The following is a 14,344-nucleotide window of genomic DNA, read 5'->3' as shown; positions in this document are numbered from 1 at the left end:
AGAACCGGCGCAAATAAAGAAAGGAATCAATCGGCTCGACTCTTATATTTGTCCCACCTCGTAAGGCAGCATCTCTGCAAGAAATCCCTTTTCGCCTAAAACCTTCTCTATTTCGTCAAGAACGCAAGAAGCATCTGGGCCGTAGGCGGCAATATGATGAAAGTGATACCCCGACGTCACGGCGCATAGAGGCGAAGACTTTCCCGAACGAATGTCTTCCATGAAACGCGCCACATCGCGCCGGCTCCTGACATCGAGCGTCGCCGTGAGCTTTCCGTACGCGCGATGGTTCACCGCGACATCGAGCAGCGCGCCGCCCAAGTTGACAACCGCAAGCATCTCCTCTTCCGCCTGCTCGGGCGCATGACGCACCTTCACCAGGCGAACCTCCCCTCCGTCGAAAGACGACGGCAGCGCATAGCCCGACCGCGTCGCCGTTATATCGACGCCTTGCCCCCGAAGCAGCGCTATATCCTGCACGATAACCTGACGGCTCACGCCGGACATGCTCGCAAGATCGGACCCCGTCAAAGGGCCGTGCGCTTCTTGCAGAGACTTCAAAAGAAACGCCCTGCGCTCTTCGCCCTTCATCGCAGCTCCCCCTCATCCGAAACGCCATCGACCGTCAGATTCTTCAGGCTCAAATCGAGAATGCCGGCGGAATGGGTCAAGGTCCCGCATGAGACGAAATCGACACCCAAGCAGGCTATAGATGCGACATTTTCCAAGGTGATATTGCCCGAACACTCGGTCTGGGCGCGGCCGCCGATGAGCGCGACGGCCGCAGCCATCGTCTCGCGGTCCATGTTGTCGAGCATGATGATGTCGGCGCCGGCGTCAAGCGCCTCTTGCACCTGTTCGAGCGTTTCCGTCTCCACCTCTATCTTGCGGACGAACGGCGCTCTCGCACGAGCACAGGCCACCGCCTTCGTGATTCCCCCCGCCGCCGCAATATGGTTGTCCTTAAGCATGACCCCGTCGGTCAGGTTGTAGCGATGGTTGACCGCGCCCCCCAGACGAGCGGCCTCCTTTTCGAACAGGCGCATCCCCGGCGTGGTCTTGCGCGTATCAACCAGCGTCGTGGCGCTGCCTTCGAGAAGTTTCGCCACTTTGTTCGTATACGTCGCTATACCGCTCATGCGCTGCAGATAGTTGAGCGCCGTGCGCTCTCCTGAAAGAATCGCGCGCACATCCCCACGCACCACGCCGAGAAGCTGGCCTTTGCAAACGGCATCCCCGTCCGAAACGCACGCTTCAAAGCGCACATCGGAATCAAGGATCTCAAACACGCGAGCAAACACGTCCAGGCCCGCGATGATGCCGTCCTGTTTGCACAGAAGCTGCGCACGGCCGACACATGCACTCGGCATGACGCAATCCGTGCTGATATCTCCCGCGTTCATGTCCTCGGCAAGGGCATGCTTGATGTGTTCGTCAATGAGGAAATGCAGCGAAAGTGAGCTCATCCGTTCCTCCCTATGCGCGATTCGCTTGCTTCGCGCACCCTTTGCGGTCCGTCCGCTCCAATCGTTTCTTGCAGCCCGTCCGCTTCCTTTTCTATCTCTTTCGCCGCCCGCTGCGCGAAAACAAGCGCCTCGAGCAGGCTGTTGCTGGCCAATCTGTTCTTGCCGTGCACGCCGTTGCAGCTGGTTTCCCCTACGGCGAACAGATGCGGCATGCTCGTGCGCGACCACGCATCCACGTGAATGCCGCCCATGAAATAATGCTGGGCGGGAACCACGGGAATGGGCTCTTTCAAGATATCGTAGCCCTCCTTTGCGCACTCCTCGCGAATGGCCTTGAAGTGCTCGGTCACCGTCTTTTCGGGCACGGGAGCAAACGAAAGCCACACATGGCTGGAACCTTCCTCCTCCATCATGGAAAAGATCGCGGCGGACACCACGTCTCGCGGCTGGAGCTCGTCGGTAAAGCGCTCGCCAGCGGCGTTAAGCAGCACCGCGCCCTCTCCGCGCGCCGACTCGGATATGAGAAAGGCCCGACCGGGGCGACCGGTATAAAGACTTGTCGGATGAATCTGCACATAGTCCATATGCTCGAGCTCTATGCCGCGATCGCGCGCTATACGGCACGCATCCCCCGTGATCTCGGGGTAATTGGTCGAGTGCTCGTACAGGCCGCCTATTCCGCCCGTAGCGAAGACAACGAACGAAGACCGGACGACGGAACGCACGCCGTTTTCGCCTTCGACCACCACGCCGGCGCATGCACCGTCCTCCTCGACAAGGTCGACCACGCACGTATGCTCGCGAATTTCAGCATTGGAAAGCTCCTCGACCGCCGAAAGCAGAGCCTGCGTGATCTCTTGGCCCGTCGTGTCCGCGTGGTAGCAGATGCGGGCGCGCGTATGGCCGCCCTCGCGCGTGTAGGCCAAATCGCCTTTGGGCGTGCGCTCGAAGGCAACGCCCAGGTCGATAAGGGACTCAATGACGGCACGGCTTGAACGAATCATGATGTCCACGCTTTCGGGGCGGTTCTCATAATGGCCGGCGCGCATGGTGTCTTCGTAAAAAGAATCGTAGTCGTCTTCGTCGAGCAAGACGCAAATTCCTCCCTGCGCAAGCATGGAATCGCAACGCTTCGCCTCTGTCTTCGTAAGCACGAGCACGCTCATCTCCGCAGGAAGGTTGAGCGCCGTATACAGGCCACTCGACCCGCAGCCGACAATTACCACGTCGAAACGCTCGCAGGAACCCGAAGCGGCGCCGGCGAGCTCAAGCCCTGCGCCGGCCTCTTCGGAAACGCCAGCGTTTTTCTTCGAAACCACCGGTCCTCCTTATTCGGAAAGCTCAAGCATGCGAACCAGCGAGGCGCGAGCGCGCACTTTCTCCCGATCGGGCGCAGGCGCCACTTCGTACACGCTACCTGCGCCGGCAGCCAAGCAGTCGCGCACATTTTCAAGCGTTACCAGGTCCATATCGGCGCAGGTTGGCTTCGTGGCGGGAAGGAAGAACCGCTTCCCGCTTCCTTCGGTCTTGCGCTCTATCTGGTGAAGCACGCCGCCGACGGTTCCTATGATGTATTCTTTGGCCTCGTCGCAAACGGCATAGTCGATAATACCCGCCGTCGATCCGGCATAGTCCGCCAAGGCCATGACCGCCTCGTTGCATTCGGGGTGCACAAGCACCTTCGCCTCGGGGTGCTGCGCTTTCAGGGCTTTGATTTCCTCCGCGAGCATGGCATCGTGTACGGGGCAACAGCCAGGATTCAAAATGAAACGCTTCTCCGGAAGCATTTCCGCGATATACCTTCCCAAGTGACGATCGGGGACGAACGCGATGGTACGTTCGGGCAGAGAGGACACGACCGCGAGCGCATTCGAAGACGTCACGCACACGTCGGAAAGCGCTTTGATGCGCGCCGTGGAGTTGACGTAGCACACCACCGCAAGATCATCGTAGGTTTCGCGAAGGCGCTCGATAAACCCGTCTTCAACCATATGGGCCATAGGGCAATCGGCTTCGGGAGCGGGAAGCAGAACCGTCTTCTCCGGGCTGAGCAGCTTCGCGCTCTCCCCCATGAAACGCACGCCGCAAAACACCAACGTATCGCAATCGAGCTCTGCCGCCATTTTGGAAAGACCGAACGAATCGCCCACGTAATCGGCCGCATCCTGCACTTCAGGCGATGTGTAGTAATGCGCGAGAATAACCGCGTTCCTCTGCTTCTTGAGCTCTCGTATCTCCGATGCGAGCGTTTGCTTGTCCACGTTGCTTCCTTCCATGCCCCCCTACACCGGAGCCATATGCCGCTTTCGGCACACCTGCGCTTACGCGATCCGTCCGGGCACGCCGCGTTCACGTTGTCTTCGATTGACCTACACTTTGCATTCGTTTATCTGACAAGACAGATGACAAGACAAGCATTTCTGACGAAAGCACATAGAAGAAATGGGGAGTGCTCACTCACGCAAGCCGGTCGAATTCCTCTTTGACGCCCTCGAACAAAGCATGGAACGTTTCCTCGAAACGACTGCCTTTCGGGCGAATGAACGAAATATCGTGCTGGATGGAAACCCCCCTGATAAAGACTTCGCCCAACCTTCCTTTGCGTATATCCGAGCGCACAGCCGCATCGTAGACGAACGAGATGCCCAACCCCTCTTCGACAAACGACTTAATCATGTTGATGCTCGATGCCTCCATAACCTCGGCAAACGAATCGATGCCGTAATTGCGCTGATGAAGCGCGTGTTCAAGCACAGCCCGCGATCCGGATTCGCGCTCTCGCACGATGAGCGGCGCCGAGAGCACCTCTTCCATGCTGCACGTCCTTGACGCCAACGAAGAGTTCGGAGAGCACACGCACACAAGCTCCTGCACGCACAACACATCCCAGGAAAGCTCGCTTTTCTCGAAGAAGCCCTCCACGAATGCGCAGTCTATCTCCCCTTTTGCCATGAGGTCGAGCAGCTCGGCCGTACTACGAGAAACGATCGAGGCCTTCATCTCGGGATGCGCCGCCATATAGCGCGCCAACGGAGGAGCGACCAAATATTCGCCCGCCGTAAGCGTTGCCCCCACGTTCAGCCGAAGGGCGCTTTGGGAGGAAATCGCCCGAATACGGCGCTCAAGAAGCAGCTCATCGTGCGCAAGCGACTGGAACACACGCTGCAGCTCCATGCCTTCCTCCGTGAGGCTCATGCTTTTGCCTTCAAACGATACAAGCTTCGCGCCATAATGCCTCTCCAGAGCGGCCATATGCTGGGACACCGCCGACTGGGTGAGATTCAGCTCGCGAGCCGCATGGGTATAGTTCAGCAGACGGCATACGGACAAAAACGTCTTCACGCGAAAATCAAGCATCGCGCCTCTCCCTCCTTCGTCTTTGCGGCCTTGGCGGCGCCCATAGTTGCTAAGCAAGCCGCCTGCCCCGATCGATACGGCATTACCATAAGTTGAGATAATGGCATCATAATTTTTCATTAGTTTACTTTATCGAATAGAAGGCGCACCATAGGTCGCGCAGAAAACAGGAACCTGGAAAACGTTTAAGACCGCGAATCGAAAACGACCCGAAGCAAAGGAGTCTTTCATGCGTGAATTCCTGGCAAAAGTGCCCATTCCCACCGGCGGCGTTGCGCTCGGCCTTGCCGCACTCGGTATTTTGCTGAAGCAGTTTTCCATGGCTGCATACATAGCCTGCGGCATAAGCGCCGCACTGATGCTTTCTCTTCTGCTCGGCCGTCTTTTCGTGGACGCATCGTCCGTTCGAAAGGATTTCGACAACCCCATCCTTGCAAGCGTGAGCGCCACCTTTCTGATGGCCTTGATGCAACTGACCACGTACGTCGCCCCCTTCGCCTACGTACCGGCGCTCCTCGTCTGGAGCGTAGCTGTTCTGCTCCATGCCGTGCTCATCGTCTGGTTCACGATGCGCCACCTGATGCAATTCCAGCTTAAAAACGTCTATCCCACGTATTTCATCTGCTACGTAGGCATCGTCGTTGCTTCCGTCTCTTCGCCCACCTACGGGCTCGAAACCCTCGGACAGTTCATCTTCTGGTTCGGCTTCGTTGCCTACATCGCGCTTTTAGTCCTGGTCACTGCACGCTACATCAAGCATCCGGTCGAAGAAGGAGCCCGTCCTCTGTTCTGCATCTACACCGCTCCCATGAGCCTTTCGCTCGCCGGATACCTCGCCGTCGAGCCGACCCCCAACGCAGCATTCGTCTGCGCACTGGCGGTGCTTGCCCAGGTGCTACTCGTCGTGGTGCTTGCGCGCCTTCCCCACTTCCTTCGCCTGAAGTTCTACCCCAGCTATGCGGCCATGACCTTCCCCTTCGTCATCACCGCAACCGCTCTCGATCGCACCCTCACGCTGCTGGCGAATTCCGGCGCCGCGTTTCCCGCCGTGCTTCACCTGCTCGCCTATGCGGAAGTCGTTCTGGCATGCGTCATGGTTCTTTACGTCTTCGTCCGCTATATCGCAGAATTCGTACGGGTCGCCCGCTACGAAATAGCACACAAGCCCGTGTCTGCCGCGTCCGCGCTCGATTGCGTCGAATAGAAGCCGAATCCCCGTCCCCCTGAAACGCGCCGATGGTAATCGGCGCGTTTTTTCGTTGCGCACGAGAACGATACGCCCCGTTTTGCCCGAAGCAAACCCGTCCTTCGGGGCGCAAGAAACATCGGCGCGTCGCTCATGCCCCGCCCGCCTTCTGCCGCATTCTCTGCGAAGAAATCATCGAGCTTTTTCTCGCGAACGCTCCATCGCGTACACTGCAAGAAATCATTTCCTGCGAAGGAGCGCAATTCATGAAGCACGCTGACACTCATGATTTCGAATACGACAAAGATTACCCCCGCGCGAGCGCTTCCCCCAAGCGGCCCGGCGCTCCGAAAAAGGAGAAAGGGTCGAACGTTCCCCTGTTTCTCGCGGCGATTGCCATAGCGGCGCTGCTGTTCGTCATCATGCGCATCATCGGCTAGCTTGCTTCGCCGCCGGTCGCCTTGCACGCAATGCCGTTCGCGCGAACGCGTCCTTCCCGCGTTCGCGCGAACGGCCTGAAGAGTTTGGAGCCAAGATGATCAACCGATTCTGCAAGACCGCGCTTTGGGAGTGCAGCAAAACGCTCATCGCCGTTGCCCAGGGATATGAACCCGCCGAAACGGTCATACGAAACGCAAAGCTCGTCAATGTAAACACGCGCGAAATACAGGAAGGCACGGATGTCGCTGTCGCATGCGGCCGCATTGCCTACGTCGGAAACGCCAGCCACTGCATCGGCTCATCGACAAAAATCATCGATGCGGCCGGAGCGTATCTTTCTCCCGGATTTCTCGACGGCCATATCCATGTCGAATCTTCTATGATGGGCGCCGCACAGTACGCCCGCGCTGTCATAGCGCACGGAACCGTGGGCATTTACTGGGACCCCCACGAAGTGACAAACGTCGTGGGACTGCAGGGCGTCGAAGAGATGGTAAAAGACGTACGCCGCACGCCGCTTAAGGCGATGGTCACCACGCCGTCATGCGTTCCCGCCGTGCCGGGGTTTGAGGATACGGGAAGTAGCATCAACGCTGACGACGTGGCAGAAACCATGGCGTGGGATTGCGTCGTGGGCCTCGGCGAGATGATGAACTTTCCGGGGGTTTTGGCCGGAGCAGACCAGCCTCTCGAGGAAATTGCCGCCACCCTGAAAGCCGACGGATGCGTGACCGGCCATTATTCCGTCCCGGAAACCGACCGAGGCCTCAACGCTTACATTTCCAGCGGAGTTCGCTGCTGCCACGAGTCAACCCGCCCCGAAGATGCGCTCGCTAAAATTCGTCTTGGCATGTACGCCCAGTTCCGCGAAGGCTCCGCATGGCGCGACTTGTCCAGGCTCGCGCACGCCATCAAGGAAACCGGGCTGGATACGCGCCTTTGCTGCCTGGTTTCCGACGATACTCACCCGAACACCCTCGCAAGCGCCGGACATATCGACCATATCCTGCGCCGCGCCGTCGAGGAAGGAATCGACCCGCTTGTCGCTTTGCAGATGGCGACCATCAACACCGCAACCTGCTTCCATATGGACCACGAGCTCGGATCTATTGCGCCGGGAAAATGCGCCGATCTGGTTCTTTTCGACAACCTGACCGACTTCAACGTATCCCTCACCATGATCGACGGAAACGTCGCTGCGCTCGACGGCACAGCGACGTTCGATGCTCCCGCCTACGACTACCCCGCATGGATGACGAATACCGTTCGTATCGGGCATGAAATCACGCCGCAATCCTTTGCCATCCCTGCCGTGGATACGCACGGCAATGCGCTCGAAGGCGATTCGGCGTGCGTGCGCGTCATAGAAATGGCAAGCGGCCGCGTGGACGACCGCGAAACCCGCCGCACGGTCCCCCTCCAAAACGGCCTTCTCGAGAGCAGTCCCGATCAAGACGTCCTCAAGGCCTTCGTCTTCGAACGCCATCACGAAACAGGAACGCGCGGATGCGGCTTCGTATCGGGATTCGGCATCACCGGCGCGCTCGCCCAGACCGTTGCGCACGATGCGCATAATCTGCTCGTCGTAGGAAGCAACGATGAAGACATGGCACTTGCGGCCAACACGCTTATCGAATGCGGAGGCGGAGCAGTGGCCGTACGCGACGGCAAGGTCCTCGGGCTGGTGAAACTGCCCATTGCGGGGCTCATGAGTGACAAACCGCTCGAAGAAGTGGCCCTCGAGGTCGACGGACTCGAACGAGCGTGGGAAAACATGGGCTGCACCATGGTATCCCCCTTCATGACCATGGCTCTGCTTCCTCTGGCCTGCATACCGGAGCTTCGCCTGACGAACAGAGGACTCGTCGACTGCCTGAAATTCGAGTTTGTCCCCCTGGTGGTGGAGGAATAGAAAGAGGAAGCCCCCTTCGATGATACCATCGAAGGGGGCTTCCTTCATATCCAGAAGACTCATGAGGCGGCGATCGCAACGTCCGAGCGCAGCTACATGACCTTCGTGCTTTCAACCTTCTCTACGAACTTCGAGACAATTTTGATGAACGGGTTGCGCAGCACCAAGCCAAGAATGATGAACGGCACGGTGAAGAGCAGCAGCACGCCCAGATGCATCCAAAAATCGCCGTTGTACACGCCGAACATCGCAGCGCGCATCGCATCGACCGCATGCGTGATAGGCAGATACGGGCTCAGATTCTGCACGAACGCGGGTAAAAGCTGCAAAGGATAGCTTCCGCCGCCGCCAGAAACTTGAATGACCAGCAAAAACACGCTCAGCGCCTTGCCGAAATTGGCGAAGGACACCACCAGGGTGTAGATGATGAAGGCGAACACCAGCCCGGACACCCAGAAACACAACATGTAGAGGAACGGGTTGTTCGCCTGGACGTCCAGGAAGAACAAATTGCCCAATCCCATCAGCGTGCTCTGGAGAAGCGAAAGCAGCGCCACTACGCCGAAGCGACCGATGAACAGCTGCTGCGGCGTCGGGTTATCAAGCTCGCGCACCGTACGCTGTGACGGGTTGACCTTCAGCGTCACCATCATGAGCAAGGCGCCGATCCATAAGGCCAAGGTGGTATACAGAGGCGACATGGCCGACCCGAAATTATCCACCGGGTAGATGGCATGGCGGTCAAGTTCCACTGGAGCGGAAAGCGCCGAGGCAAGCACGCTCGGGTCGGACCCGATGACATCGCGCAAAGCCTGAGGATCGCCCGAAGAAAGCGCCGCATTGATATCCTGGCCCATCTGGGTCAGCTTCTCAGCGGAAGCCGAGAGGTCTCCCGCTGCATTCTCAAGCTTCTGCTTCGTCGCCCCAAGTTTTTGAGACACAGAATCGGCCGCGCCCGACAGGTCGGATTCGGCAGAATCAAGCAACCCCGCAACCGACGAGAGCGAAGCGCCCGCATCGGCGATCGTGGTTCCCAGCTCGGTCAACTTCGGCTTCAGGCTGGAATCGTAATCAGACTTCACGCCGCCGAGGCTTTCCTTCGCCTGCGCGGCAAGGGATTTAATCTCTTCTCGCTTTGCCTGCGTGTCCGCGCTTCCCGTCTCTACCGAATCCGCGGCGGAATACAGAGAGTCCCTGAGCTGCTCTTGCAGCGCGATCGAAGCGTTCAAGCGCGTAATGAGCGTATCAATAAGCGAATGGTTCTCCTCGGGAAGGTTTCCCTTTAGCTGTTCGAGCTGGGACACAAGAGCCTTGTAATCCTGCACTTGCGCGTCAACGTTGCCACCCGCCGCTCGAAGCTGCGCGGCCGAATCGCCCGAAAGTGCCGCTGCGGAATCGAACGCCGCATCGACCGAATCAGACACGGCTCCATAGCTTGTCGCACTCTGATCAAGCGCCGTCGAAAGCGCCGAAACAGAATCGTCCATGGCAGACGTCACCGTACCGGCCGCCTGCTTTGCGCTGTCGACGGAAGCCGACACCTCATCTGCAGAAGCACCCACCTGCGTCAGCAAAGATGAAGAATTGCCAATGAGCGACTGAGCCGACCCAAGAACCGAGGAATACGTGGTCAGAAGCGAAGAGCCCTTAGCCATTCGTTCGCCCGCCTCTGAAACATGGGCACTCAGCTTGGCGATGGTTCCATCGAGGTCGGCCGTGTCGGCGTATTCCAGAAGGCTGGAGGAAATACCCAGAGCCGCTTCTGAAAGCGTTTTCGCAAAAAGCTGGTTCACTTGCGCCGATACCTGGTCGGCTCCCTGGTCGGTGACCTTCGGGGCAATAGCGTTCTTCTTCTCGTTGGAATAATAGGTGATTTTGGCATGCTCGACGTCGTCCGAATAAAACGTCATCATGTCCCGGCTGAAGCTTTTCGGAATGACCACGGCCGCGTAATAGCGCCCAGACCTGGCGCCGTCGATCGCGTCGTCTTCGTCAGTGATCACCCACTGAAGCTGGTCGTTCGCCCGCAATGCTGACACCACCTGGTCGCCGATGTTCACCTCGATCGGAACAAGGTCGCTTTTATACCCTTCGTCCACGTTGGCGACGGCCACCTTCAAATTCCCCGTGTTATCGAAAACACTCCAGCACGCAATCATGTTGTACCAGGAAAACAGAGACGGAATCAGCACCAGGCCGAGCGCGATGATGACCGTAACCACATTGCGGCCGATACGCTTCACATCGCCCGTGAAAAGACGCCATATATTCCTCATCGCCTGCCTCCTTTCTCCGATACGTGCGAAGCCCATCCAGCCTCCTGCGCGTGGGCCGCCTCAGCGCGACACGTCTCCCCGACGCTATTGCGCTGGGAATACAGCGTGCGAACTTCTTCATCGCTCATGGATTCAAGCGAAGCCTGGCGTCTGATATTGTCCCTGATGAACTCGACGATAATCAGGGCGGCAATTATCACGACAAGCCAAATGAGCCACCCCGTCAGCATGACAACCTTCTCCGTCTCCGTCAGGGCGAAGATGACGGTCACCACCACGGGCACCAAGACGCCGACGACAATAGCTCCCATTTTGAACTTCGGATACATACGCATGAATCGCGCCGCTCGAGCCGCTATCAAAGAACGATATTCCGCCCTATCGGCAAGCACGCGAAGAAGTTCCGCCATCTTGAAGCGACGCTCGGGCAACTGCACGGGCTCGCCGTTGACGATGTCGCTCTCTTCGATCTGGCGCGCGAACAGATGGTTGAGGTTGGTAAGGTACGGACGCGCCAGCGCGCCGATTGCCAAAAACACCACGAGGAACAGCAGCAAGATTCCCGCATCGTGCATCCAGGCGCCGTCGTAGAATCCGCTAATCGTCTCGCGCATGGCGCCAATGCCGTACGTGAACGGGAAGAGCGGATAGACCGCCTGGAAGAAACTCGGGGTCATCTCGATCGGATACAGGCCCGTCGCCCCGGGTATCTGCACGAACACGAGGATGACGCACAGGGCCTTGCCCACATGCTGAAGCGTGGTAGACAGCGTGTATTGAATACTCAAATACGCGAGCGAGCAAAGAACGGCCGTCAGGAAGAACGCCGGCGCATTTGTCGTCTGCACCCCTATGAACAAGCATCCCGCGCAGCACACGATCGCCTGCAAAGACACCATGATGGCAAGGAGAAGCCAGCGGCCGAAGAACCGTTGCGTGATGCTGAGGTTTCTAACGGACTCGTCGTCTACCTCGATGCGCATAATAACCATCAGCATGAACACGCCGATCCACAACGTGAGGTTGATGAACAAAGGCGCCATAGCTGAACCGTAGGCGTTCAACGGATAGAGCTCTTCGGTCTCAACCTGCGTGGGGGAAAGCATGAAGTCGGCTATTTTCTCGGAGTCTATGCCGTCCTCGCCCACAAGATCGCCGAGCGCGTCGGAGGTTCCGAGCGCGGCAAGGTCGGTCTTCATGGTGTCGAGGTCGCCTTGAAGGCCCGAGAGCAGTTCGTCGGTCTGGCGCAACGCATCGGCCGAAAGCCCAAGCGTCGTCTTCAAATCGTCGAGCACCGCGCTCGTCTGATCGATGAGCAGGACCTGATTGGACACCGTCGTACTCAAGCCGTTCGCGGCCGTCCCCATATCGCCCAGCCCAGAGCTTATAGCAGGAATCGTGGTCGTCGAAAGCGTAGAGCGATACCCGTCAACGGCTCCAAGCGTCTGCTGGACGGCCGTATCCACCGACCCGGAAGCGTCGGAAACCGACGTGGCCAGAGCCGACGTGTCGGAAGAAAGCGTGGCAAGACCGTCCAAGGTCTGCTGCGACTGCGCATTCTTCGTCTCGAGATCGGATATGACGTTGCCGATGGCCTGCTTGCCCTCCCCGTCGGGAAGGTTCTGCTGAAGCGTCCGCAGCACCCCTATGATCTGAGCATTTTCCTGCACGACCGCCTGGCCGCGCTCAAGAGCGGCGTCAACGCTGCCCGCGGCCGCCACGATGCCGTTCGCGGTCTGCCCTATTGCCGAGTTCGTCTGCGACGATGTTTGGGAAAGAAGCGTCGATCCGTGGTCGAGTACCGTGCCCATGCTCGTCGAGAACGTGACGAGTCCGGTGTTCACCTCTCCCGTAATGGCCGACGCCTGGCCAAGACCGCTCGAAAGAAGCACCGCGGCGTTTTTCGCGTCGGAAAGCGACTGCTTCGCAAGGTCGACTTTCCCGATGGCCTCGTCTGCTGACGTGGCCAAATTCGAAAGGGCCTCGCGCGCATCAGCCACGCCGGCGCTGCCCTGCTCGAGCTTGGAAACCGCGCTGCCCTTCGCCGTCTCGAGGTCGCCTTTCGATTCGGCCAGCTTCTCGTCGATCGTCGAAGCGACCGTGGCGCTTACCGTAGACACGAAGGCGTCGTTGACCGTTGTGTCCAGCGTCGTCGCTCCCGTATCGGTTATCTTGGGCGCAACGGGACCGAGCTTCTCGTTGACGTAATACTCGATCTGGGGACGCTGGAAATCGCCCGAAAGAATGGTTGTCATATCGGCACTGAAATCTTCGGGAATGACAATGGCGGCATAGGCCTCTCCCGATTCGACCTCCCGCATGGCCTCTTCGCGGTCGACGAAAGACCATCCCAGCTGGTCGTTGTTCTCCAGCTCGCCTATGATCTGCGCGCCAAGATCGAGGTGCCCGAGCGTTTCGTCTTCGACGCTTTTGTCCTCGTTTACCACGCATACGCGCATATTGCCCGTATTCTCGTACGGGTTCCAAAACCCTATGACGTTGAACCAGGTGTAGATCGAGGGAAGAACAATAAGGAATACCACGACAAGCCACGCCGGCGGCACCTTCGCGATGCGTTTTACATCGCGCCAGAACACGCGCAAAACGTTACCCACTCGCATCTCCTTTGCAAAGAATAATCAACATTTGTACAGCAAAGCGATTCTATATCATTTGAAAAAGAGAAAAGCCCGCAAAGGAACTGTTACACAATCGCCATTCCCGTCTCGCATCCATGCAGCACGGAATGTCTCATGTCAGATTTCGCGTTGGCGATGATCCGGCACCGACCCAGTATCACGCCGCCGAAGCGCCCGGCGCCGCTTTGAACGCCAACTCAATCTCGAGCACGTCGCCTTCGATCCGCGCCGATGCCGAGCCTCCCATGCGCGAGCACAGCTGCGCGACAATCGCCAGGCCGAGACCCGACCCACCGCCGCCGCGCGCCGTGTCCGCCCGGTAAAACCGGTCGAAAAGCCGCGCCGGGTCGATCGAAGACGAATCGGACACGTTGTTTTTCACGACGAAAACGCCGTTTCGCTGCACGATGCACGGCGCATCCGTCCCATAGCGAACGGCATTCGTCAGCACGTTGGAAAACACGCGCGCCAACGCCTCGGCGTTGGCCTCGATAAGCACTTCTTCGTCTTCGATATGCAACTCGGGCGCCCATCCCCGCTCAAGAAACTGCGGATACATGCCCGCTAAAACATCGGCCAGAACGTCGCACGCCCGCACGTTCGAAAGAGCCAGCGGCGCGCTTTCGTCGAGCGCCTTCGAATAATCGAAGAGCGTATCGGTGAGCTTTCTCATGGCCGCCAGGCGCGATGCGGCCTCGGACAGGCAGCGGCGACGCTCCGTTTCGCTTTCCGCGCGGTCGTGCAGCTGCAAATACCCCTGGGCTCCCGCAAGAGGCGTGCGGATATCGTGGGAAAGCGAGGCGAGGTCCTGACGAAATGCCGCACGGTGAGCCTCCTGGGCAATGTGCGCGTCGCGCTGCGCATCCAGCTCTTCGTTTATCGCCCGCGCAATGCCGGCAATACCCCGCGTAGAAAAATCCACTGAAACACGCTCGTTGCTGCCGCGCTCGCGTTTCTCCAAGAAACTCGCCATAGAGCGCAGCTCGCGCTCGTAGCTCACGGCAACGAAGGCAAGCACGAACGACGCCAACATGGCGGCAAGCGCAACACCCCAAGCAACCACGAAA

At 58.6% G+C, this 14,344-nt stretch carries 11 protein-coding genes; 3 read left to right on the top strand and 8 right to left on the bottom strand.

Annotated elements, in window-relative coordinates:
• Positions 1-42: 42 nt before the first annotated feature.
• From HMPREF9451_RS01515 to HMPREF9451_RS01495, 5 genes are all read right to left on the bottom strand, one after another.
• Positions 43-591 (bottom strand): transcription repressor NadR, encoded by a 549-nt coding sequence (locus tag HMPREF9451_RS01515; RefSeq protein WP_009138536.1) that lies wholly within the window; start codon positions 589-591, stop codon positions 43-45.
• Positions 588-1,466, bottom strand: coding sequence for a carboxylating nicotinate-nucleotide diphosphorylase (gene nadC / locus HMPREF9451_RS01510; RefSeq protein ID WP_009138535.1), 879 nt, complete (start codon positions 1,464-1,466; stop codon positions 588-590). Before nadC ends, HMPREF9451_RS01515 begins: the two co-directional genes overlap by 4 nt.
• Positions 1,463-2,785 (bottom strand): L-aspartate oxidase, encoded by a 1,323-nt coding sequence (locus tag HMPREF9451_RS01505; RefSeq protein WP_009138534.1) that lies wholly within the window; start codon positions 2,783-2,785, stop codon positions 1,463-1,465. The genes nadC and HMPREF9451_RS01505 overlap by 4 nt, the downstream gene beginning before the upstream one ends.
• A 9-nt stretch (positions 2,786-2,794) precedes the next feature.
• Positions 2,795-3,727 (bottom strand): quinolinate synthase NadA, encoded by a 933-nt coding sequence (gene nadA, locus HMPREF9451_RS01500; protein ID WP_009138533.1) that lies wholly within the window; start codon positions 3,725-3,727, stop codon positions 2,795-2,797.
• A 196-nt stretch (positions 3,728-3,923) separates the two neighbouring features.
• The gene (locus HMPREF9451_RS01495) at positions 3,924-4,823 is read right to left on the bottom strand and encodes a LysR family transcriptional regulator (RefSeq protein ID WP_009138532.1); all 900 of its coding nucleotides are present in this window, start codon (positions 4,821-4,823) and stop codon (positions 3,924-3,926) included.
• Between the two features lie 229 nt (positions 4,824-5,052).
• On the opposite strand from HMPREF9451_RS01495, the gene HMPREF9451_RS01490 reads away from it, so the two are divergent.
• The 3 genes from HMPREF9451_RS01490 to ade all read left to right on the top strand — a co-directional run bounded on the left by HMPREF9451_RS01490 (position 5,053) and on the right by ade (position 8,362).
• Positions 5,053-6,027 (top strand): TDT family transporter, encoded by a 975-nt coding sequence (locus HMPREF9451_RS01490; protein ID WP_009138531.1) that lies wholly within the window; start codon positions 5,053-5,055, stop codon positions 6,025-6,027.
• A gap of 248 nt (positions 6,028-6,275) precedes the next feature.
• Positions 6,276-6,449 (top strand): hypothetical protein, encoded by a 174-nt coding sequence (locus HMPREF9451_RS09775; RefSeq protein WP_009138530.1) that lies wholly within the window; start codon positions 6,276-6,278, stop codon positions 6,447-6,449.
• A gap of 95 nt (positions 6,450-6,544) precedes the next feature.
• Positions 6,545-8,362, top strand: coding sequence for an adenine deaminase (gene ade / locus HMPREF9451_RS01480; RefSeq protein WP_009138529.1), 1,818 nt, complete (start codon positions 6,545-6,547; stop codon positions 8,360-8,362).
• A gap of 92 nt (positions 8,363-8,454) precedes the next feature.
• Here ade and HMPREF9451_RS01475 read toward each other — a convergent pair whose 3' ends face one another.
• The 3 genes from HMPREF9451_RS01475 to HMPREF9451_RS01465 form a co-directional block, all read right to left on the bottom strand.
• Complete coding sequence (locus tag HMPREF9451_RS01475) at positions 8,455-10,638, bottom strand: YhgE/Pip domain-containing protein (protein WP_009138528.1); 2,184 nt, start codon at positions 10,636-10,638, stop codon at positions 8,455-8,457.
• On the bottom strand, positions 10,635-13,259 hold the full coding sequence (locus tag HMPREF9451_RS01470) for a YhgE/Pip family protein (protein ID WP_392391630.1): 2,625 nt from the start codon (positions 13,257-13,259) through the stop codon (positions 10,635-10,637). Before HMPREF9451_RS01470 ends, HMPREF9451_RS01475 begins: the two co-directional genes overlap by 4 nt.
• A gap of 175 nt (positions 13,260-13,434) precedes the next feature.
• A complete protein-coding gene (locus HMPREF9451_RS01465; RefSeq protein WP_009138526.1) occupies positions 13,435-14,340 on the bottom strand; it encodes a sensor histidine kinase in 906 nt (301 codons plus the stop codon).
• Positions 14,341-14,344 lie beyond the last annotated feature (4 nt).

The organism is Slackia piriformis YIT 12062 (assembly GCF_000296445.1).
Lineage (GTDB): Bacteria > Actinomycetota > Coriobacteriia > Coriobacteriales > Eggerthellaceae > Slackia > Slackia piriformis.
This window is presented reverse-complemented; position numbering and strand designations above follow the sequence as displayed.

Bases quoted from the DNA above. Each gene is read 5' to 3' on its own strand.
- HMPREF9451_RS01515 (WP_009138536.1), bottom strand. From the start codon at position 591: ATGAAGGGCGAAGAGCGCAGGGCGTTTCTTTTGAAGTCTCTGCAAGAA.
- nadC (WP_009138535.1), bottom strand. From the start codon at position 1,466: ATGAGCTCACTTTCGCTGCATTTCCTCATTGACGAACACATCAAGCAT.
- HMPREF9451_RS01495 (WP_009138532.1), bottom strand. From the start codon at position 4,823: ATGCTTGATTTTCGCGTGAAGACGTTTTTGTCCGTATGCCGTCTGCTG.
- HMPREF9451_RS01490 (WP_009138531.1), top strand. From the start codon at position 5,053: ATGCGTGAATTCCTGGCAAAAGTGCCCATTCCCACCGGCGGCGTTGCG.
- HMPREF9451_RS09775 (WP_009138530.1), top strand. From the start codon at position 6,276: ATGAAGCACGCTGACACTCATGATTTCGAATACGACAAAGATTACCCC.
- ade (WP_009138529.1), top strand. From the start codon at position 6,545: ATGATCAACCGATTCTGCAAGACCGCGCTTTGGGAGTGCAGCAAAACG.
- HMPREF9451_RS01475 (WP_009138528.1), bottom strand. From the start codon at position 10,638: ATGAGGAATATATGGCGTCTTTTCACGGGCGATGTGAAGCGTATCGGC.
- HMPREF9451_RS01470 (WP_392391630.1), bottom strand. From the start codon at position 13,259: ATGCGAGTGGGTAACGTTTTGCGCGTGTTCTGGCGCGATGTAAAACGC.